Consider the following 19684-nt stretch of genomic DNA (forward strand, 5'->3'; position numbering starts at 1 on the left):
TGTTGCAGGTTTTCCGTGACAGGGCAATGACAGCGCACGCCCTGCCCGGCTACTCTATGTTCTGAACCTGCTCCCGCATCTGGTCGATCACGGCCTTCAGCTCCAGGCCAACGGCCGTCAGTTCCATGTCCTGCGCCTTGGAACACAGCGTGTTGGCTTCGCGATTGAACTCCTGGCTCAGAAAATCGAGCCGCCGTCCGATCGCGCCATCCTGCGTCAGCAGGTCTCGCGCGGCGCCGACATGCGCCTTCAACCGATCCAACTCCTCGGTCACATCCGCCTTGATCGCAAGCAGCGCGAGCTCTTGCGCCACACGTTGCGGATCCTGCGCCGCAACATTGTCCAGCACCCGGGCCAGCGCGGCCTTCAGGGTTTCTTCCATGCGCGGCTGGCGGGCGGTCACGACCTCTGCCGCACGTGTAACCAGGATTTCGATCTGATCGATCTGGGCAGAAAGGACGAGGGCAATCGCCGCACCCTCTCTGGTCCGCATATCCACGAAATCCTTCAGGAGCGGGGCAAATTCGCTCAGCAACTTATCAGGCAGGTCCTTGGCATCCTCCTCGGGGGCAGCAGTTTCCAGGACACCGCGCAGGGCCAGGATGTCCGTGGCACGGGAATCCTGCAGCGTCAGGCCCTTGTCTTCGGCGGCCACCTCGACCTTCCGCAGCGCGGCAAGCACCGCAGCCAGCTGCCCATGATTGACCACAAGTCCGCCGGTACTTTCCTCCCGGTTCAGCCGCAGGTTCAACGTCACGCTACCCCGGGCAAGCGCCTTGCCGAGCTCGCCGCGCAGCCGCGCCTCCAGCCCCGGCACCCAGTCGGGCACCCTCAAACGCAGGTCCAGCCCCTTGGCATTCACCGACCGAAGCTCCCAGCTCCAGACATATCCGGCGTCGCTTCCCTTTGCCGATGCAAAGGCCGTCATAGATTTGGCCATGTGCGCTCTCTGCCTGCCCTTTTCTTCGTTCGCAGTTCCAATGAGATACCGGATATACCGCTGTCGCAAGAGCAATATCTGCCGCACCGGTGCGTGGCGCCGCGTCAGGCAGGGTTAACCATTGGATGAAATTTAACAGAAAACTGTCTGAAAATGTGCCATGTTAATCTTCACGTAACCTCTGTGAACGTACCTTAACCATTGTGGGGCCCCCCGGACCCCACGGTTTCTGTTTTTGGCGTTCACCGGAGGCAGCATGACAAATTCGGGAGTGTCAAAATGCCAAAGGATTCAGACGACGGCGAGTCCGTCATCAGCATGTCCGGCTTCATGAACGCGATGCGGTTCAACGCTGTCAGCGAAGTTGAAGCCTATTGGGAAGCGATTCGAGCCGGGCGCCTGGTGCCGCGCCGGTCCGATATCGATCCGCGCGGAATAGAACGCGCACTGGAATACGCCTTCATCCTCGAACGCATCGCGCCGGGCATCGCGCGTCTGCGCATTGCCGGGTCTCACCTGTCCGAGTTGATGGGCATGGAAGTGCGGGGCATGCCGCTCTCCGCCTTCGTGTCCGCCTCGAGCCGAAATGACATGGGCGAAATCCTGGAACAGGTTTTCGACAGCCCGGCCAAGGCGGTGATCGACCTGCATTCGGATCGTGGCATCGGAAAGCCTTCGCTCGATGCAAAGCTGCTGGTTCTGCCGATGAAGAGCGACCTGGGTGACATCACCCGCGCGCTTGGTTGCATTGCCACCTCCGGAGAGGTCGGCCGCAGCCCACGCCGCTTCGACATCACCGGCCACCGAGTCACCCCGCTGCTTGGCGATTTCCTCAAGACCACCGAGGAAAAGGACACCTCCGCCACACCGGAGCGCCCGGCCCTGCGCCATGAAACGCCGGCCCCCGCAGCTTCCGGCCTGCGCGAAGGTCGCGCCGATTACGAGGCTCACACCATCGGCGGCAGTCAGACCCGCCTTAAACCGGGCCCGCGCCCCTACCTGAAAGTTGTCGACACCGGCAGCGAATAGCCGTCGCAACGGGGCAAAACGCTAGAAGGTGCGTCGCACCGCCACACGGAAAAGGGCCACCCGATCGGGCGGCCCTTCCGATTCATGGCTGTCGGACAGGCCTCAGCCCGCAGCCACCAGCTTTTCTTCGCGCAGTGTCGTCAGCTCTTCGGCCACGAGGAACGCCAGTTCCAGTGCCTGGCTTGCGTTTAGCCGCGGATCGCAAGCAGTGTGGTAACGGCTCGACAGGTCACCGTCGGTGATCTCCTGAACGCCGCCGGTGCATTCGGTCACGTCCTTGCCTGTCATCTCGAAATGCACGCCGCCGGGAATGGTGCCTTCGGCGCGGTGGATCGCAAAGAACTCCTGCACTTCCTGCAGGATCGCGTTGAAGAAGCGTGTCTTGAAGCCAGAGTTGGCCTTGACTGTATTGCCGTGCATCGGGTCGCAGGACCAAACGACATTCGCGCCTTCTTCCTGAACGGCCTTGATAAGGCGCGGCAGGTGATCGCCCGCCTTCCCGGCCCCAAAGCGCGCGATGAGCGTCAGGCGCCCCATCTCGTTGGCAGGGTTCAGCTTCTCCATCAGGACCTTGAGGTCATCGGCCGTCGTCGAGGGGCCACATTTCAGGCCGATCGGGTTCTGGACGCCACGGGCAAATTCCACGTGCGCACCATCGGGTTGGCGCGTGCGGTCGCCGATCCAGATCATGTGACCGGAACCCGCAACCCATTTGCCGGTGGTCGAGTCGACACGGCAAAGCGCCTCTTCGTATTCCAGCAGCAGGGCTTCGTGGCTGGTGTAGAAGTCGACCGTCTTCAACTCGTGTGCGCTCTCCGCGGTCAGGCCGGCAGCCCGCATGAAGTCCAGGGAGTCCTGGATGCGGTTGGCCATGTCGCGATAGCGTTCGGCTTCCTCGGTTTCGGTAAAGCCCAGCGTCCAGCTGTGAACGCGATGAATGTCGGCATAGCCCCCCTTCGAGAAGGCCCGCAGCAGGTTCAACGACGCCGCAGCCTGGGTATAGGCCTGCAGCATCCGGTTCGGATCGGGGATCCGAGAGGCGGCATCGAAGTCGAAGCCGTTGATGATGTCGCCGCGATAGCTGGGCAGCTCGACGCCGCCAACGGTCTCCATGGGCGCCGAACGCGGCTTGGCGAACTGCCCGGCCATGCGGCCGACCTTGACCACAGGCACCTTGGCGCCAAAGGTCAGGACCATCGCCATCTGAAGCAGCACCTTGAAGGTGTCGCGGATCTGGTCGGCCCCGAATTCGGCAAAGCTCTCCGCGCAGTCTCCCCCCTGCAAAAGGAAGGCCTCGCCGCGGCCGGCTGCGCCCAGTTGCTCTTTCAGCGTCCGGGCTTCACCCGCAAAGACCAGAGGCGGATATTTCGAAAGCTGTGCCTCTACGGCCGCCAGCGCTTCCTGATCCTGATAGTCAGGCATCTGCACCCGCGGCTTGTTGCGCCAATCGGATTTCTGCCAGGTACCCATCTTTTCCTCCGGGTTCGATGTTTAGAGCGTCAAGCCTATACCGAGATCGGCTTCAAAGAGCCACAATAGATTTGCGACTCTTGACGTCGCTGCCGCGCTCTGCCCAGATGCCCCGATAATTCGCCGCGGGCCCTGCCTGCCCGTGGCACTCAGCACTCGCAGGTCCAGCCATGCCCGAGCTCGACTCCTCGGTTCAAAAAGTTTCCGTCCCCCCGGCCCGCACGCGTCGGTTCATCTTCGTACTTCTCAACAATTTTTCCCTGCTCTCCTTCGCCTCGGCCATGGAATGCCTGCGGATCGCAAACCGCATGTCCGGCCAGGCTCTCTATACTTGGGAGATGCAGAGCGAGGACGGCGACATGGTCTCCTGCTCCGGCGGAGCAGCCTTTCAATGTGACGGGCCGCTTGGTGAGCTGTCACGCGAGGATACAGTGCTCGTTTGTGCGGGGATCGCGGTGCAGGACGAAACCAGCCGCAAGCTTCTGAACTGGCTGCGTCGCGAGTCGCGCAAGGGCCTGACGATCGGTGGACTTTGCACCGCCGCCTACGTACTGGCCCGCGCCGGCCTTCTCGACGGTCGTCGGGCCACGATTCACTGGGAGAACCAGGACAGTTTCCAGGAGGCCTTCGAAGAAGTCCTCCTGACGAAATCCGTCTTCGTGGCCGACGGAAATCGCCTGACCACTGCCGGGGGCACCTCTTCCATCGACCTTATGCTCAAGCTGATTGCGGATCAGCATGGCGAGGAGCTTGCCAACGCCGTGGCCGACCAGCTGATCTATTCCTCGATCCGCACCGACCAGGACACCCAGCGTCTCTCGGTGCCGACGCGGATCGGAGTGCGGCACCCGAAGCTCTCGCAGGTCATCCAGATGATGGAAGCCAATATCGAGGAGCCGATCAGCCCCGCAATTCTTGCCAAGGACGTCGGCATGTCGACCCGACAGCTCGAGAGGCTCTTCCGTCGTTATCTGAACCGCTCGCCGAAACGCTATTACATGGAATTACGGCTGCAAAAGGCGCGCAACCTGCTGATGCAGACGGATATGTCGGTGATCAATGTGGCTCTGTCCTGCGGCTTTGCCTCGCCCTCGCATTTCTCGAAATGCTACCGCGCCCAGTATAGCACCACCCCCTACCGCGAGCGCGGCAGCCAGGCAGCGCGGCTCTCGATCTGAATCCCGGAACAACAGACCAGTGGCGCGGCTTGTCTTGCGCCGCCGGTCTTACCAGGTGTCGGGCACGATGCGGTACAATGCGCCGTTGGCTTCCGAAAGGAACCAAAGAGCCCCATCCGGCCCGAGCGCCACGTCCCGTACCCGCTTGGTCTCCTGGGACTGGATGGTTTCGGTCACGGCCATCGTCTCCTTGTCGAGGTGCGCGATGTAATCCATCGTCAGCGACCCGACAAAGGCATCGCCCTGCCAGCTCTTGACCAGGTCACCGGTATAAAAGGCGATCCCGGACGGCATGACCGAGGGATCCCAGTGGAGGACCGGCTGTTCGATACCGGGCAGCGTCTTGATCACCCGCGCCTTGTCGGGCGAAACGGCCACCCCATAGGTCACCAGAGGCCAACCATAGTTATGCCCCGGCTCGACCAGATTAACTTCGTCGCCGCCTCGTGGTCCCTGTTCGGTGATCCAGAAGCGCCCCTGCGGATCGAACGCGGCGCCGAGCGGATTGCGGTGCCCATAGCACCAGATCTCCGGCTGGGCGCCGGGCATGTCAACGAAAGGGTTGTCCTCGGGCACACTACCGTCGCGATTGACGCGAATGATCTTGCCCGCATGCTGGCTCAGATCCTGGGCAAGGGCACTGTCGCCTCGGTCCCCGATGGTCATGTAGATCGTGCCGTCGGGGCCTTCGGCCAGACGCGATCCGAAATGTTGCCGGCCCTCGGTTCCCGGCGCCATCTCGAAGATTTCTTCCACCTGTTCCAGTGAGGCGGCATTGTCCTTCAGGACGGCCCGTGCCAGAGCGGTGCCCTCGCCATCCCCCTGCTGAACCGAGTAGGACAGGAATATCTCGTGGCTGGTCTCATAGTCTCGAGGCACCAGCACATCCAGCAAGCCCCCCTGTCCCAAGTCCGCGACCTCCGGCACATTGCCGAGCGAAACCGCGCCATGGCTGTCCACGCGCAGCAGCTTGCCGGACTTTTCCGCCACCAGCAGCCCTTCAACCGGCAGGAAGTCAAAGGCCCAGGGCATGTCGAGCCCCATGACCGCCATCTGGATCACCATGGGGCCGGACTTGGTCATAACCTCGCCGGCCTCAGCCCTGACCGGACCAAGCGTCAGCCCGAGCGTCACCGCCGCGATCGCGGCCAGTCTCATCGGGGCGAGACAGCTGTCCGTGGTGAACATCGCGTTGGCTCCACATTTGACGTACAGAATGTTGGTAAAGACCCTAGCGCACCCTGCAGCGCTAACAAGCCGTATGATTGATAAATTTCTACCAGTCGCAAGCTTTTCGCAGAGGCTGCCATGGCGTTTCTGCTCACGCAGTTTGCGGCCTCAGCCTAGAACGAAAAGCAATCATTAACCACTTTGTGTCAGGTTCGAGGTGTTCCGGCTTGCTTCCTTGCTCTCCGGGACAGACTTCCTCCCTGTCAGACTGGCCGCGCCTTTCATGGCGCGGCCTTTTTTTCACATCCACGCTGGCCGCCCGGTGCCCGCCGCGCGGCAATCAAAATCCCGGAACAGCTTAAATAACAGGCAATCCCCGGCATACCGCCAAAGGCTGTGAAGCGACGGAAAATCCGATTTTTTCTCGCAGCCCGGTCGAACAAGGGAAAAATCTTTCAATCGGAATGCCTCTTTCATGGGCATGTTACGTTCCCCCAATAGGATGTCCAGTTGCGACGTTTTTTCCCTGTTGACGACACCATTCAAACATCCTAGCGTCTCAATCAAACACAAGTCGGCCAGTCCGACGGGGAGAGAAAAAAGGGAAAAGGGGTCCATCCGGGCTCCTTTTTCTTTCGCCGGAACGGTTCTTTCCGCCCTCTTTCGATCCGACGCGAATTCCCCCTTCCCTCATCGCGCCCGGAACAGTCGCGCACGTGACCTGGTGACGCATCTGGGCCTGCGCGAGAGGCTGCATCGCGCGCTTTTCGCACCTCAGCCCCGAGGGGATAGGCTGGCCAAACACCTGTAGGGCAACGGCATGCAGCCGGTGAAAACCGGCAAGCCCTTGCCAATCCGGCAAACTCCCGCAAATTTGACGGCACCGCAACGGCCTTGGGGACTGACACTGCTTAACCGCCGTGTTAATCGGGCTCCAAACAATTTCATATCGGGGACGACATGCCTGTTTTTACCAAAGTCACAACCGCCCTGGCCCTCGTCGGCTGCCTTGCCGGCGTGCCGGCGCTTGCCCAGGACGATCAGTCCAAAGGCGAAGCGCCTCTGACCGGCCTTTCCATGGGCGAGGATCCCAATGCCGCACCCGGCGTCGGCCAGACCTATCCCAAGGAAACTTCGGGTGACTGGACGCTGCAATGCGTCAAGACCGAAGACGGCACCAATGAGCCCTGCCAGCTGTACCAGCTGCTGAAGGACGAGAATGACAACCCGGTTGCCGAGATCACCATCTTCAAGGTCGACAATGGTGGCCAGGCCGTCGCCGGCGCCAACGTGGTGGCCCCGCTCGAGACGCTGCTGCCCTCCGGCATCCTGCTGAACGTCGATGGCAGCCCGGACAAGAAGTATCCCTTCTCCGTCTGCACCCGCGTCGGCTGCGTCGCCCAGGTCGGCTTCACCCAGCCCGAGATCGACGCGATGAAAAACGGCAAGCAGGCCAACCTGACCATCCGGCCCTACACGGCGCCTGACGTCACGGTGAAACTGCCCATCTCCCTGATCGGCTTCACCTCGGGCTTCGACAAGACGACCGCACTGCCGGGTCAGTAACCCGCAGTCTCTCGGACAACGAAAAAGCCGCCGGCACCTGCCAGGCGGCTTTTTTTGATGTCCGGCACGATGCCCGCCGAAACCGTCTCCGGCTCAGACCTTGCGCAGGGCCAGAACGGCGTTCAGCCCGCCAAAGGCAAAGGCATTCGACAGTGCCACGTCCACCCTGGCCTCGCGCGCCTCGTTCGGTACGACGTCGAGCGCACATTCCGGATCGGGTTCTTCATAATTGATCGTCGGCGCGATCACCCCGTCCCGCACCGCCATGATACAGGCCAGCAGTTCGACCGCACCGGTTCCGCCGATCAGGTGACCATGCATCGATTTGGTCGAGCTGATCATCACGGTGTCCGCGTGCCGACCGAACACATCTGCCACCGCCGCGCTCTCGGTCTTGTCGTTGGCGGCCGTGCCGGTGCCATGGGCGTTGATGTAGCCTACGTCCTCGGGGTTCAGCCGCGCATCGGCAAGAGCCCCCGCGATCGCCCGCGCTGCACCCTGCTTCGACGGCATCACGATATCGCTGGCATCCGAGGACATGGCAAAGCCCACCAACTCGGCCAGGATCTCGGCCCCGCGGGCCTTGGCGTGCTCGTATTCCTCGAAGACGAAGATGCCCGCGCCCTCGCCCTGCACCATGCCGTTGCGGTTGGCGCTGAAGGGGCGGCAGGCGCTCTTCGACATGACTCGCATGCCCTCCCAGGCCTTCACGCCACCAAAGCACAGCATGCTCTCGCTGCCTCCGGTGATCATCACCGGGCTCATGCCGGTCCGCACCATCTGAAACGCCTGAGCCATCGCGTGGTTCGAGCTGGCACAGGCCGAGCTGACGGTAAAGGTCGGGCCTTTCAGGTTGAATTCCATGCTCACGTGGCTCGCGGCCGCGTTGTTCATCAGCTTCGGCACTACAAAGGGATGAACCCGGTTCTTCCCCTCTTCGTAGACGCTGCGGTAATTCTCGTCGATCGTGGTCATCCCACCGCCGGAATTACCCAGTATCGCGCCCGTCTTGTGTGCCAGTTCGCCGGCAAAGGTCAGCCCCGACTGGGCAATCGCCTCTCGGGCGGCCACCAGGGCAAACTGCGTGAACCGGTCATAGAGCGCCATCTGCTGGCGGTTGAACAGGCCCTCGCTGCTGAAGTTCTTGACCTGCGCCCCGATGGTCACGCTCAGCCGCGCGGAATCCCGCACGTCGAGCTCTCCGATACCGCAACGGCCTTCCCGGAACGCCTCCAGCGTTTCGGCCACATCGTGCCCCAGGGCATTGATCGTGCCCGCGCCGGTAATGACGACTCTCTTCACGCGTGCTGTTCCGCCACCAGCTTCTCGACACCGGCGATGATCGAGCGGACGTCCGAAATGTCGAAATCGCTCGCCTCGGGCTCGTTCGCGTTGAACGGCACCTCGATGTCAAAGGCTTCCTCGATGGCGAAAATGCTCTCGACCAGACCGAGCGAGTCAATGCCCAGGTCTTCCAGCGTGCTGTCCAGCGATACGTCCGAAGGCTCCAGAACTGCCTGTTCGGCAATGATTCCGATCACCTTTTCCCTGATGTCCGCCATGGACGGGTCCCCCTCTCGAGCGCTCTGCGCCGATTTAGTCATTATCGCCTCCCTTGAAAACTGCTTTCTGCAATTCCGCGACCTGCTTGAACAGCCGTGGCAGCCGTCGGTAGGCCTTGTAGAGGTCGATCTGCATATCCATCTTCGTCGCTGGATCGCCCATCATCACGCGGCCCTCGGGCACGTTCGAGCGGATCTTGCCATTGCCGGCCACCATTACCCGGTCGCCAATGCTCAGGTTGTCCGACACGCCGACCTGGCCGCCAAAGACGACGTTGTTGCCGATCGTGGTCGATCCTGCCACGCCGGCGCCGGCCGCGAAAAGGCAATCATTTCCCACCACGCAATTGTGCGCGATGTGGCTCAGATTGTCGATCTTGGTGCCATGGCCGATGCGCGTGGCACGCACGGTGCCCGCGTCGATCGTGCTGTTGCAGCCGAACTCGCAATCATCGCCCACGACGACCGCACCCAGCGAGTGGATCCGCACCCAGCTCTGGGCGGTGCCCTCGTCCTCGCCGCTCAGCGAATGACGGGCGCGTTCCACCATGTTGACCTCGGGCGTGACAAAGCTGAAGCCGTCACCGCCCACGACCAGGCCGAAATGTCCGATGAAGCGATTGCCGATATGCACGCGCGGTCCGATTTTCACACCGGCATGCAGCAGGCCTTCGGCGCCTATCACGCTGTCTGGACCGATATAGCACTGCGGCCCGATCACGGTGCCCGCCCCGATGCGCGCACCGGGGGCGATCATTGTGAACGCCCCGACCGACACCCCCTCGCCCAGCTCGGCGCCCTCGCCGATAACTGCGCTCGGGTGAATACCCTGCGGGTAGCCATGCCCCTGGTCGACCAGCGCCGTCAGCCCCGCCATCGCCATGCGCGGCCGCGGCGCAAAGATCGCCGCCTTCAGTCCGAGGGCCTGCCAGTCGGCACCTTCCCAGAGCATTGCGGCCTCGGCACCGCCTGCGGCCAGACCCTCCGCGTATTTCGGGCTCATCGCCAGGGCCAGTTGACCGGGTTTGGCCGAGTCGGGCTCGGCCACGCCATCGACGATCAGGTTCACAGCGCCCGCGGCCTCACAGCCCAGGGCTTCGGCGATCTCTTTGATTGCATGGGCCATATGGCCAGTGCCCCCTGTTACATATTCAGGGACTGCTTTAGCCGCGAACAGGCGCCGTTGCCACCCCCTGTGCCGCCAGCGCGTCCCAGATCTCCGCATCCCGCCCATAGACGTCGCGGCGGAACTGCAGGTCGCCACGAGCATCGGTAAACGCGGTTCGGTAGATCAGATGCACCTGGATCGGTGTCTCCAGGTTGATCTGGCTCTCACGCCCGGTGCGCAGCTTCGACTGGAACAGCCCTTCCGGATCGTCCGTCTGAGGCGCCAGCAGCGCATAGGCGAAATCGAAAGGATCCTGAAGCCGGATGCAGCCGTGCGAATAGGCACGGGTCTCGCGGGCAAACAGGCTCTTCGATGGCGTATCGTGCAGATAGATGTTGTTGGCATTCGGGAACATGAACTTCACCAGGCCGAGCGCATTGCCCTGGCTCGGCGGCTCCTTCATGTCGAAGGGAAAGTTCTGCGGCGTGAACTGGGTGAAATCCACCGCATCCCGCGGCACCACCCGCCCCCGGGCATCGATCAGGTTCAGCTGACCGGCGGCATAGGGGTTCTGCTGTAGCTGCGGCAGGTATTCCTTGACCACGATCGACCGCGGCACGTTCCATGTCGGATTGATGATCATGTGCTCCATCACATCCGAGAATTCCGGGCTGCGGCGCCCCTTGGCATTCTTGCCGATCACCGAACGCGTCTCGAAGGTGACTTCGTCGAAATCCACGATCTTGGCCGAGAAATCCGCCAGGTTCACCAGGACATGGCGGTCGCCGCGCGGCCGGTTCAGCCAGCGTTCGCGCTCCATCGCCACGATCACCGACTTCAGCCGGTCTTCCATCGGCACGTTCAGCTCGCCCATGGTGGTGGGCCCCGCCACGCCGTCGACGGTCAGGCCGTGATCTGCCTGGAATGCCTTCACTGCGGCAATGATCTCGTCATCATAGGCGCTGGTCAGGGAGTTATGCAGATACCCCATGGTGCTCAGCCGGTTGCGCAACGCAATCACGTCGCGGCCGGTCGCGCCGGGCTTCAGCACGCTCGCCTGCACTTCCGGGCCATAGCCCCCGGCAGAGATCTGGCGTTCCAGGTTCATCTTGGCCTTCAGCAGCCGGTTGTATTCGCCGTTCTGCGGCGGCAGGCTGCGGACGAACGCCATGGGATCATCGCCCTGGATCCCGTCCAGGTACTGAGAATAGTCGCGCAGCGGCACTTCCCGAAGGATCTCCGCATCCACCTTGCTCGGCGTCAGGATGCCGGTCTGCAGGTCGGTCGCCACGTCGATGAACTGCTTGCTCATCGCAACGTCCAGAGCGCCCAGCTCGCGGTTGGTGTGCGCGGCCCGCATCTTTGCAATCAGCGCATCCACATCGTACTTGGCGGCGGGCAGCCCGTGCTGCGGCGCCATTTGAAGCGCCGCGATCAGTGCCGAACGTCGTTCGGCCGAGGCCGCGTCGCTACCCGTCCAGATCGGTGCAAAATCATGGGCACGGTAATAGGCCGCGATCTGCTTGCTGCCGTCCAGGTTCTCGGCGACGGCCTGCTTGAAGGCTGTCACCGGCAGAAAGCTTCCGGACTGATCCTGTGCCTGTCCGGCCACCGGCAGCGCCGCAGAGAGCAGCGCAAGGCCGAGGGCCCCGGCCCGCAAAGCCCCGCAGAGTTGCATGGAGCCCACCCCGCACGCGCGGGAGGATACAGACGACAACAGTTTCAGCATAACCGGGAAATCCTTTCACGAAACACGCCGCAATACGTCACGGAAACACAAGGAAGACAACAGCTTGCCCCTGTCCACTCACGAAACAGTTAATCCGGCAAAGCTTTTGTCAACCGATGCATTTGCGAAACGCCCGGCGCTCCGATGCGCTGACAGATGCTCAGCCACCGTCATTTTTTGGCAAGATACCGCCGATTTCAGACCGTTTGTTTCAGTTTTTATCCATGGGGGTTTGAGAAACTCCGTCTGCGTGTCATAAAAACCTCGCATCTGGGGATGAGATGGCAGCAAGGCGCCGTGGCACTAAAACCGCGGGCCGCACAAAACAGGTAAGCGACGGGACAGCGCTAAATGACAGAGCAGAGCTCCGCGAAATTTTCGCGACGCGCCCTTTTGGGCGCCTTCGCAGCGACGGCATTCACTGCGGCACCGACCTATTCCAAGGCCGCGGGCTTCCTCCGAAACGCAGGTGACATCCGACGGGTGCACATGCATTCCTCCAGGACTGGTGAAAAGATCGAGATGATCTACTGGGTCGAAGGGGAATATATCCGGGACGCCGTCAACGAGATCACCAGCTTCATGCGCGACTGGCGCACGGGCACCCAGAAGCCGGTCGACACCCGCACCATCGACATCATCGCGGCGTCGCACAGCCTGCTGGACACGAGCGAGCCATACCTGCTCCTCTCCGGCTACCGGTCGCCGCAAACCAACGCGATGCTGCGTGCCCGCTCCAGCGGTGTCGCCAAGAATTCCCTCCACATGAAGGCCCAGGCGGCCGATCTCCAGCTTGCCTCGCGCAGCGTGAACCAGATCGCCAAGGCTGCGCTCTCCTGCCACGCCGGGGGCGTCGGCCGATACTCGAGGTCGAACTTCGTCCATATGGATTGCGGCCCTGTCCGCACTTGGGGGGCATAAGGCCGCAGGGTCCTACTCTCTCAACGCACAAGAGGCCGCCCGGGTTCCGGACGGCCTCTTCTTTTTTGCAACTTTCACGCAAGCCGTTGAAAGGGCCCGAACAAGTGTCCGGGCCCCGTTATGTCGACCGATCGTGTCAGCCCAGCACGCTCTTCACGGCCTTCACCGTGGCGGCCACCACTTGGTCAGCCTCCCCCTCGGTCAGGCAGAGCGGCGGCGCAAAGCCCAGGATATCTCCCTGAGGCATGGCCCGCCCGATCACGCCCTCGGCGGCCAGTGCCGTGGCGATCTGTGGGCCGACCTTCCTGTCGGCATCGAAGAAGCTGCGCTTCTCGCGGTCTTCAACGAACTCCAACGCGCACATCATGCCCTCGCCCCTGATGTCACCGACGTTGGCGTGACCACCAAGGGCATCCTTCATCGCCGCGTTCAGATAGGCGCCCGTGCGCCCGGCGTTCGCGACGAGCCCCAGCTCGTCGATCAGCTTGAGGTTCGCCACCCCGGCTGCGGCCCCGATCGGGTGCGCAGAATAGGTCCAGCCATGGCCGATCGGGCCATTCTCGTCGGTACCCTGCTCCAGCACCTTCCACATCTTCTCGCCGACAATCGATCCCGAAAGCGGCGCATAGGCACTGGTCAGCCCCTTGGCGATGGTGATCAAGTCGGGCTTCAGCCCATAGTGATCACTTCCGAACATCGTGCCAAGACGCCCAAAACCGGTGACCACCTCATCGACCACCAGCAGGATATCGTGCTTTTCCAGCACCTTCTGGATGGCCTCCCAGTAGCCGGCGGGTGGCGGCACGATGCCCCCGGTACCCAGCACCGGCTCGCCGATGAAGGCCGCGATCGTGTCGGCCCCTTCGCGCTCGATCAGCGCTTCAAGCTCGGCAACGCAATGGGCGGTAAAGGCCTCCTCGCTCTCGATCCCCGCCGGACGGCGGAAGTAATAGGGCGCCTCGGTGTGCAGGATGGGTGCCCGCGGCAGGTCGAACTTGTTGTGAAAGCCCGCCAGGCCAGTCAGTGATCCGGTCATCACGCCGGAGCCGTGATAGCCTCGCCAGCGAGAGATGATCTTCTTCTTTTCGGGCTTTTGCCGGATATTGTTGTAGTACCATATCAGCTTGATATTGGTCTCGTTCGCATCCGACCCGCTCTGCCCGAAGTAGACCTTGCTCATGCCCTTCGGTGCGCGCTCCATCACCATGTGCGCCAGCGTCACGCTCGCTTCGGTGCCGTGGCCCACATAGGCGTGGTAATAGGCCAGCTCACGCGCCTGGTCGGCAATGGCCTCGGCTATCTCCATCCGACCATAGCCCACGTTCACGCAGTAAAGGCCGGCAAAGGCATCAAGCAGCACCTTTCCGTCGCGGTCCTCGATATAGACCCCCTTGGCGGTCTTGATGATCCGGCTCGGCGTCTCGCCCCGGGCGTGCTGCGCAAGGTGGGTCGACGGATGGAAGAAGGACTCGCGGTCCCATTTCGACAGTTGATCGTTCGTCAGCATGTCAGCTCCTTTCGGCGCCGGATCATACCCGGCATTCTGATAGGTTCATCAACCCTTTGCGGGCCGAAATTCATGTTTTCCGGCACGCCACGGCCTTCGTCCCGGAAGGCCGCTGCGGCATCGGTTGGCCTGATCCCGCGCGGTGGCTGTTCCCCGCACACCGCACGGCGGCGCCCAAAGGCACCGTATCAGGCCCGGATCATTGTTCCGGCATCGCCGATCCGTCCCATGGCAAAGGCAGCAATGGCAGTATCCTGCACGCCGGTTCCCGTCAGATCGCAGAGGGTGATCTGTTCCGAACCGGTCCGGCCGCTCTTCTCTCCGGTGACGATCTGCCCCACCTCCGGCGGATCCTGCAGCCAGAACCCCGCACGCCGGGCCGTGGCCAGTTCCCCCATCCGGTCGCATTGGCTCACCCGGTCACACACCAGGACGTCCACCTCCGCCAGCACCTCAGCCGCAATCTCGTTCTTGCCCGCCTGGTCCGATCCCATCGCGGTCACATGCGTGCCGGGTTTGAACCAGCCGGCCCGTATCAGGGGCTGCGTGGCGGGCGTCGTGGTGACGATCAGCTGGCTTCGGGCACAGAGGTGTTCCCGCGCCGCCACCGCTTTGCAAATCGCACCGGTGCTCTTTGCAATATCTGCTGCACAGGCTTCGGCCCGTCCTTGATCGCGGCCCCAGACAAGGCAGGTTTCGAAGGGGCGCACCAGGTGCGCCGCCTTGGCCTGCAAACGTGCCTGCACACCGGTGCCAATGATCCCGCAGGTCTCCACCTCTCCGGCCAGGTGCCGCGCGGCCACCGCGCCGGCCGCCGCCGTGCGCAGGTCCGTCAGGTACCCGTTGTCTAGAAACACCGCCTGAACCAGGCCGGTGCGCGCCGAGAGCAGGATCATCAGGCCGATCAGACTCGGCAGCCCCACCTTGGGATTGTCGAAGAAGCCGGGGCTCACCTTGAGCGCAAACCCCTCCAGCCCGGGCACATAGGCTGTCTTCACGTCGACCTCGCCATGGGCTTCCTCCAGGGTCATCGACAGCACCGGCGGCATCACGACACCGCCGCGGGCCAGCGCCGCGAACCCCGCCTCTACGGCGTCAACCGCGGCCTCGTCCAGTCCCACGGCCCCCCGCAGCTCCGCCTCCGTCAGGATCCGGATGTCATGCGCCATAGGTCACCCCCCGCACCTTCACGTCGCCCAGCGTCACATCCTTGCCCGTCACCACCCGGGTGAACTGGCCCATGTCCACGTTACGCCCCGTCACGATGGTTGCGACCGGCCCGCGCCTCTCCACCTTGCCGGCCAGAAGCGCAGCCACGCCCACGGCGCCTGCGCCCTCCGCCACCAGCCTGTCCTCGAAATAGAGCGCCTGCATGCCCCGCGCGATCTCCGCCTCGCTCAAGAGAACGACATCGTCGAGGAGCGCCCGGCAGAGTTCAAAGCTCCAGCGGTTCTGCAGACCGATGCCACCGCCCAGCGAATCCGCCAGGCTCGCCACCTCGGTCACCTCCACCGGACGGCCCGCCTTCAGCGAGGCCGCCATGGCCGCGCCACGCGCCATGCTCACGCCTATCACCCGGATGCCGGGTTTGACCGCCTTCGCGGCCAGCGCCACGCCAGCCGCCAGCCCTCCGCCCGAAAGCGGCACCAGCAGGCATTCAAGATCCGGTCGCGCGGAGAGCATTTCCAGCGCCATCGTGCCCTGGCCGGCGATCACCGCCGGGTCGTCGAACGGCGGCACTTCCACCAGCCCGTCATCCCGGGCGATCCGACTGCTCTCCAGCTGCGCCGCATCCTGGCTCCGGCCATGGATCACCACCTCGGCCCCAAGCGCACGGATCCCAGCGACCTTCACCTCCGGCACCAGCTCCGACATGCATATCACCGCCAGCCTGTCCGACGCCCTCGCGGCCCAGGCCAGCGCCCGCCCGTGGTTCCCGGTGGAACAGCAGGTCACCCCCGGCGCCTCGATCCCCGCCAGAGCGTTCAATACGCCCCGCAGCTTGAAGGCGCCCATGGGCTGACAGCTCTCCAGCTTCAGCCACAGCCCCTCCATCATCCCCGAGGGCACCATAGGCGTGCCATCCGCCTGCCCCCGGATTACCATGGCAGCGGCCTGCACATCGCCGAGCGTCACGCCCAATTCGCGGGCGCCGCCTTTGGTGGCCAGGGCTGTTGCACGGGTTTCCATCAGGGTGATGATCCTTCTGCATTGACGATCTTCGGGGTGATAAATCAGATGATGTGCACAACACCACCCGAGTCGCTATCTGACTGCCAGAGGCTTTGGCGCGAATCCAGACAAATTTGGCGGTACATGCAGCATCGAGGGGATGTGTCTGTTCAAGATGTGCACAAATAGGACGCAACAGATGCCCGCCAGCAAAGCCCCCTTCTCGGCCGCCGAATATCAGCGGCGCCTCGCTATCACCCGTCAGGCCATGGCCGAGGCCGGGATCGACGTGCTCTTCGTCACCAACCCCTCGAACCAGAATTACCTCACAGGTTATGACGGCTGGTCCTTCTACGTCCACCAGGGCGTAATCCTGCCACTGGAGGGCGAGCCCTACTGGTGGGGCCGCCTGCAGGACGCCAACGGCGCCAAGCGCACCGTCTGGATGGAGCACGACCACATCCTGTTCTACGCCGATCGCTATATCCAAGCCCCCGACATCCACCCGATGGAGGACCTCGCCAGCCACCTGCGCATCATGGGTTACGGCAATGCGCGCATCGGCGTGGAAATGGAGACCTATTTCTACACCGCCCGCGCCCACGCCGTGCTGCTCGACGGGCTGCCCGAGGCCACGATCCTCGATGCCTCGACGCTGGTGAACTGGCAGCGCCTGATCAAGAGCCAGGAAGAGCTGGCCTTCATGCGCCGCGCCGCTCGGATCTCCGAACTGGTGATCGAACGCGCCATCGAGCTGGCCGAGCCCGGGATGCGCAAGCACGACCTCGTGGGCGAGCTCTACAAGACCTCGGTGCAGGGCGAGGATGACAGCTGGGGCGATTACCCGGCCATCGTGCCGCTGCTGCCCTCGGGCGAGGATGCCTCCGCCCCCCATCTCACCTGGAACGGCGAGGCGCTGAAAAAGGGCGAGGCCACCTTCATCGAGCAATCCGGCTGCTACCGTCGCTACCACGCGCCGCTCTGCCGTACGATCTTCTTCGGCAAGCCGCCGGAATTCATGGTCGATGCCTCCAAGGCCCTCACCGAGGGGTTGAACGCCGGCATCGAGGTCGCCCGCCCCGGCAACCGCGCCTGCGACATCGCCCGGGCGCTCGATGTCGAGCTGCTGAAGGTGGGGATCGAGCGGCCCAACCGCGCGGGCTATGCCGTGGGGCTATCCTACCCGCCCGACTGGGGCGAACACACCGCATCGATCCGCGCCATGGACGAGACCGTCCTGGAGCCTGGGATGACCTTCCACTTCATGCCCGGCCTCTGGATGGACAGCTGGGGGATGGAAACCACCGAGACGATCCTGATACGAGAGGATGGACCGGCCGAGACGCTCTGTAACGTGCCGCGCCAGCTTTTCGTGAAAGACTGATGACCGATCTCGCAACGACCAAGGCGATCCTGCGACAGCTGATCGCCTTTCCCACCATTTCCGCCGACAGCAACCTCGATGCTGTCGGCTATATCGCCGAACAGCTGCGCGCCGCCGGCGCCCGGGTCGAGGTGCTGCGCAATGCCGCCGGCACCAAGGCCAACATCTGGGCCACCCTCGGCCCTGATGTCGATGGCGGGCTGGTGCTCTCGGGCCATGTCGACGTGGTGCCGGTGGCCGATCAACCCTGGACCCATGACCCCTTCGACATGGCCGAACGCGACGGCGCGCTCTTCGGGCGCGGCGCCTGCGACATGAAGGGGTTCATCGCCGCCTGCCTGGCCATGGCGCCCGCACTTGCGCAGCATTGCCGGACGCGGCCCATCCATTTTGCCTTCACCCATGACGAGGAGGTCGGCTGCTTGGGCGCCCTCGACCTGGTCGAGGTGCTGAAATCCCGGCCCACCCGGCCGGCACTGGCGATCATCGGCGAACCGACCCAGATGCAGGTGGTCGAGGGGCACAAGGGCGTCTGCGAATATACCACCCGTTTCACCGGCTCCGAGGGGCATGGCTCCTCGCCCGAGGCTGGTGTCAACGCCGTCGAATACGCCGCCCGATTGATCACCCATCTCACCGCCCTGCGCGCGGAGCTGAAGGCTCGCGCCCCGCAAGACAGCCCCTTCACACCGCCTGAGACCACGATCAACATCGGCGCCTTGCACGGCGGCATCGCCCATAACGTGATCCCGGGGGCCGCAACGCTGGAATGGGAAATGCGCCCGATCAACGACGAGGACATGGCCTTCGTGAAAACCTCGGTGGCCCGCTATTGCGAGGAAGAGCTGCTTCCGGCGATGCAGGCCACATTTTCCGGCGCCGGGATCGAGACCGAGGTGATCGGCGAGGTCGTGGGCCTGCTGCCCATGGCCGCGAACGACGCGCGCGACCTCTGTCAGCACTTGACCGGCAACAACGGGGCCCATTGCGTTCCCTTCGGCACCGAGGCCGGGCTGTTCCAGCAACTGGGCATCCAGGCGGTGCTCTGCGGCCCGGGCTCGATCGAACAGGCGCACAAGCCCGACGAATTCGTCACCCTGGACCAGCTGGCTCAATGCCTCGACATGCTGGCCAAGCTCGGGGCTGCCCATGCCGCCGGTTGAGGCCGAGGAAACCTCGCTTTCGGCCCTGGAACGGGCCGAACAGCTCGAGGAAGAGCTCCGCGACCGGATATGCCTGCTCGACTATCCGCCGGGCATGAAGCTCTCCGAGGCAGAACTGGCCGCCGAATTCGGCATCTCCCGCACGCCGCTGCGACGCGTACTGGCCCGTCTCGAGGCTGCCGGGCTGGTCTCCTCTGTGCATGGGGTCGGCACCTTCGTCACCGACCTGCGAGACGAGGAACTCGACCAGATTTACCGGCTGCGTCTCGAGCTCGCCTCCCTCGCCGGACAGCTCGATCCGGTGTCCCCCTCGGCCGACCTCCTGTCCCGCTTTCGCCGGCTCGCGGTTCGCGCCCGCGCCCTCACGCCCGACCCGGACGTGCCGCGGCCCTTCGCACAGCTGATCATGGACTTCATCCTGGCACAGTCCGAGCTCTCGGCCAATGCGCCGCTCATGGACACGACACGCCACCTCTACTTCCAGACCGCGCGCATCTGGGTACATTCGCTGATGTCCACCCAGCTCGACCTTGCGCAGGAACTTGATCTCTTTGCACGAGAGGTCGAGGACGTGGTGGCGGCGCTGGAGGAAGGTGACCTCGAAGCCGCCGCGCTGATCCACCGGGCGCATGTCTCGATGTCCTGGCGCCGCATGCAGGCCCGCCGCAAAGCCGGCTGAACCGGCGCAGGGGCTCTGCCCCCGCCGGCCTCCGGCCGCCTCCCCCGGGATATTTATGGCCAGCTGACGGGGAGAGGTGGCGCTCGTTCATCTGGCCTCAAGTATC

Annotated in this window: 18 protein-coding genes; 7 read left to right on the forward strand and 11 right to left on the reverse strand. The window is 63.6% G+C overall.

The window, feature by feature from the left end; all coding sequences use genetic code 11:
- Positions 1-49: 49 nt before the first annotated feature.
- Complete coding sequence (locus AC0WR5_RS10220; RefSeq protein ID WP_475868809.1) at positions 50-940, reverse strand: YicC/YloC family endoribonuclease; 891 nt, start codon at positions 938-940, stop codon at positions 50-52.
- A gap of 279 nt (positions 941-1219) precedes the next feature.
- On the opposite strand from AC0WR5_RS10220, the gene AC0WR5_RS10225 reads away from it, so the two are divergent.
- Positions 1220-1969: a PAS domain-containing protein gene (locus AC0WR5_RS10225; RefSeq protein WP_475868811.1), complete on the forward strand. Its 750-nt coding sequence runs from the start codon at positions 1220-1222 to the stop codon at positions 1967-1969.
- A gap of 102 nt (positions 1970-2071) precedes the next feature.
- Here the strand turns inward: AC0WR5_RS10225 and AC0WR5_RS10230 are convergent, their stop codons facing one another.
- Positions 2072-3439: a class II 3-deoxy-7-phosphoheptulonate synthase gene (locus tag AC0WR5_RS10230; protein ID WP_475868813.1), complete on the reverse strand. Its 1368-nt coding sequence runs from the start codon at positions 3437-3439 to the stop codon at positions 2072-2074.
- A 170-nt stretch (positions 3440-3609) separates the two neighbouring features.
- Between AC0WR5_RS10230 and AC0WR5_RS10235 the strand changes: the two genes are divergently transcribed.
- Positions 3610-4617 carry a GlxA family transcriptional regulator gene (locus AC0WR5_RS10235; protein ID WP_475868815.1) on the forward strand — a complete coding sequence of 336 codons (1008 nt, stop codon included), beginning with the start codon at positions 3610-3612 and terminating at the stop codon, positions 4615-4617.
- A gap of 48 nt (positions 4618-4665) precedes the next feature.
- On the opposite strand, the gene AC0WR5_RS10240 is transcribed toward AC0WR5_RS10235, so the two are convergent.
- On the reverse strand, positions 4666-5805 hold the full coding sequence (locus AC0WR5_RS10240; RefSeq protein WP_475868817.1) for a PQQ-dependent sugar dehydrogenase: 1140 nt from the start codon (positions 5803-5805) through the stop codon (positions 4666-4668).
- Positions 5806-6087: 282 nt separating this feature from the next.
- Complete coding sequence (locus AC0WR5_RS10245; RefSeq protein ID WP_475868819.1) at positions 6088-6405, reverse strand: hypothetical protein; 318 nt, start codon at positions 6403-6405, stop codon at positions 6088-6090.
- Between the two features lie 342 nt (positions 6406-6747).
- Between AC0WR5_RS10245 and AC0WR5_RS10250 the strand changes: the two genes are divergently transcribed.
- Entirely contained in the window at positions 6748-7353 is a 606-nt protein-coding gene (locus tag AC0WR5_RS10250) for an invasion associated locus B family protein (RefSeq protein ID WP_475868821.1), read from the forward strand.
- Positions 7354-7446: 93 nt separating this feature from the next.
- On the opposite strand, the gene AC0WR5_RS10255 is transcribed toward AC0WR5_RS10250, so the two are convergent.
- The 4 genes from AC0WR5_RS10255 to AC0WR5_RS10270 are packed head-to-tail and all read right to left on the reverse strand — an operon-like array spanning position 7447 to position 11701.
- Positions 7447-8655: a beta-ketoacyl-[acyl-carrier-protein] synthase family protein gene (locus AC0WR5_RS10255; protein ID WP_475868823.1), complete on the reverse strand. Its 1209-nt coding sequence runs from the start codon at positions 8653-8655 to the stop codon at positions 7447-7449.
- Positions 8652-8915 (reverse strand): acyl carrier protein, encoded by a 264-nt coding sequence (locus AC0WR5_RS10260; protein ID WP_475868825.1) that lies wholly within the window; start codon positions 8913-8915, stop codon positions 8652-8654. The genes AC0WR5_RS10255 and AC0WR5_RS10260 overlap by 4 nt, the downstream gene beginning before the upstream one ends.
- A 34-nt stretch (positions 8916-8949) precedes the next feature.
- Complete coding sequence (locus AC0WR5_RS10265; RefSeq protein ID WP_475868826.1) at positions 8950-10041, reverse strand: UDP-3-O-(3-hydroxymyristoyl)glucosamine N-acyltransferase; 1092 nt, start codon at positions 10039-10041, stop codon at positions 8950-8952.
- Between the two features lie 37 nt (positions 10042-10078).
- Positions 10079-11701, reverse strand: coding sequence for a L,D-transpeptidase family protein (locus tag AC0WR5_RS10270; protein WP_475868828.1), 1623 nt, complete (start codon positions 11699-11701; stop codon positions 10079-10081).
- 402 nt (positions 11702-12103) lie between these two features.
- Here AC0WR5_RS10270 and mepK point away from each other — a divergent pair, with 402 nt between their 5' ends.
- A complete protein-coding gene (gene mepK, locus AC0WR5_RS10275) occupies positions 12104-12673 on the forward strand; it encodes a peptidoglycan L,D-endopeptidase MepK (protein ID WP_475868830.1) in 570 nt (189 codons plus the stop codon).
- Positions 12674-12809: 136 nt separating this feature from the next.
- On the opposite strand, the gene AC0WR5_RS10280 is transcribed toward mepK, so the two are convergent.
- From AC0WR5_RS10280 to eutB, 3 genes are all read right to left on the reverse strand, one after another.
- Positions 12810-14180: an aminotransferase class III-fold pyridoxal phosphate-dependent enzyme gene (locus AC0WR5_RS10280; RefSeq protein ID WP_475868832.1), complete on the reverse strand. Its 1371-nt coding sequence runs from the start codon at positions 14178-14180 to the stop codon at positions 12810-12812.
- Between the two features lie 188 nt (positions 14181-14368).
- A complete protein-coding gene (locus AC0WR5_RS10285) occupies positions 14369-15349 on the reverse strand; it encodes a cyclodeaminase (protein WP_475868833.1) in 981 nt (326 codons plus the stop codon).
- A complete protein-coding gene (gene eutB / locus AC0WR5_RS10290) occupies positions 15339-16370 on the reverse strand; it encodes a hydroxyectoine utilization dehydratase EutB (protein WP_475868835.1) in 1032 nt (343 codons plus the stop codon). Before eutB ends, AC0WR5_RS10285 begins: the two co-directional genes overlap by 11 nt.
- Positions 16371-16551: 181 nt before the next feature.
- Between eutB and AC0WR5_RS10295 the strand changes: the two genes are divergently transcribed.
- Genes AC0WR5_RS10295 through AC0WR5_RS10305 form a run of 3 tightly spaced genes read left to right on the forward strand, consistent with a single transcriptional unit; the run spans position 16552 to position 19578 of the window.
- Complete coding sequence (locus AC0WR5_RS10295) at positions 16552-17736, forward strand: M24 family metallopeptidase (protein ID WP_475868837.1); 1185 nt, start codon at positions 16552-16554, stop codon at positions 17734-17736.
- The gene (argE, locus tag AC0WR5_RS10300; protein ID WP_475868839.1) at positions 17736-18899 is read left to right on the forward strand and encodes an acetylornithine deacetylase; all 1164 of its coding nucleotides are present in this window, start codon (positions 17736-17738) and stop codon (positions 18897-18899) included. Before AC0WR5_RS10295 ends, argE begins: the two co-directional genes overlap by 1 nt.
- Complete coding sequence (locus AC0WR5_RS10305; protein WP_475868840.1) at positions 18886-19578, forward strand: GntR family transcriptional regulator; 693 nt, start codon at positions 18886-18888, stop codon at positions 19576-19578. The genes argE and AC0WR5_RS10305 overlap by 14 nt, the downstream gene beginning before the upstream one ends.
- The last annotated feature ends 106 nt before the right edge of the window (positions 19579-19684 follow it).

Source organism: Pseudooceanicola sp. DL12 (genome assembly GCF_056270665.1).

What these genes read in the sequence shown, in the direction of transcription:
- AC0WR5_RS10220 (WP_475868809.1), bottom strand. Translation starts at nt 940, where the DNA reads ATGGCCAAATCTATGACGGCCTTTGCATCGGCAAAGGGAAGCGACGCC.
- AC0WR5_RS10225 (WP_475868811.1), top strand. Translation starts at nt 1,220, where the DNA reads ATGCCAAAGGATTCAGACGACGGCGAGTCCGTCATCAGCATGTCCGGC.
- AC0WR5_RS10230 (WP_475868813.1), bottom strand. Translation starts at nt 3,439, where the DNA reads ATGGGTACCTGGCAGAAATCCGATTGGCGCAACAAGCCGCGGGTGCAG.
- AC0WR5_RS10235 (WP_475868815.1), top strand. Translation starts at nt 3,610, where the DNA reads ATGCCCGAGCTCGACTCCTCGGTTCAAAAAGTTTCCGTCCCCCCGGCC.
- AC0WR5_RS10240 (WP_475868817.1), bottom strand. Translation starts at nt 5,805, where the DNA reads ATGTTCACCACGGACAGCTGTCTCGCCCCGATGAGACTGGCCGCGATC.
- AC0WR5_RS10245 (WP_475868819.1), bottom strand. Translation starts at nt 6,405, where the DNA reads ATGGACCCCTTTTCCCTTTTTTCTCTCCCCGTCGGACTGGCCGACTTG.
- AC0WR5_RS10250 (WP_475868821.1), top strand. Translation starts at nt 6,748, where the DNA reads ATGCCTGTTTTTACCAAAGTCACAACCGCCCTGGCCCTCGTCGGCTGC.
- AC0WR5_RS10260 (WP_475868825.1), bottom strand. Translation starts at nt 8,915, where the DNA reads ATGGCGGACATCAGGGAAAAGGTGATCGGAATCATTGCCGAACAGGCA.
- AC0WR5_RS10265 (WP_475868826.1), bottom strand. Translation starts at nt 10,041, where the DNA reads ATGGCCCATGCAATCAAAGAGATCGCCGAAGCCCTGGGCTGTGAGGCC.
- AC0WR5_RS10270 (WP_475868828.1), bottom strand. Translation starts at nt 11,701, where the DNA reads ATGCAACTCTGCGGGGCTTTGCGGGCCGGGGCCCTCGGCCTTGCGCTG.
- mepK (WP_475868830.1), top strand. Translation starts at nt 12,104, where the DNA reads ATGACAGAGCAGAGCTCCGCGAAATTTTCGCGACGCGCCCTTTTGGGC.
- AC0WR5_RS10280 (WP_475868832.1), bottom strand. Translation starts at nt 14,180, where the DNA reads ATGCTGACGAACGATCAACTGTCGAAATGGGACCGCGAGTCCTTCTTC.
- AC0WR5_RS10285 (WP_475868833.1), bottom strand. Translation starts at nt 15,349, where the DNA reads ATGGCGCATGACATCCGGATCCTGACGGAGGCGGAGCTGCGGGGGGCC.
- eutB (WP_475868835.1), bottom strand. Translation starts at nt 16,370, where the DNA reads ATGGAAACCCGTGCAACAGCCCTGGCCACCAAAGGCGGCGCCCGCGAA.
- AC0WR5_RS10295 (WP_475868837.1), top strand. Translation starts at nt 16,552, where the DNA reads ATGCCCGCCAGCAAAGCCCCCTTCTCGGCCGCCGAATATCAGCGGCGC.
- argE (WP_475868839.1), top strand. Translation starts at nt 17,736, where the DNA reads ATGACCGATCTCGCAACGACCAAGGCGATCCTGCGACAGCTGATCGCC.
- AC0WR5_RS10305 (WP_475868840.1), top strand. Translation starts at nt 18,886, where the DNA reads ATGCCGCCGGTTGAGGCCGAGGAAACCTCGCTTTCGGCCCTGGAACGG.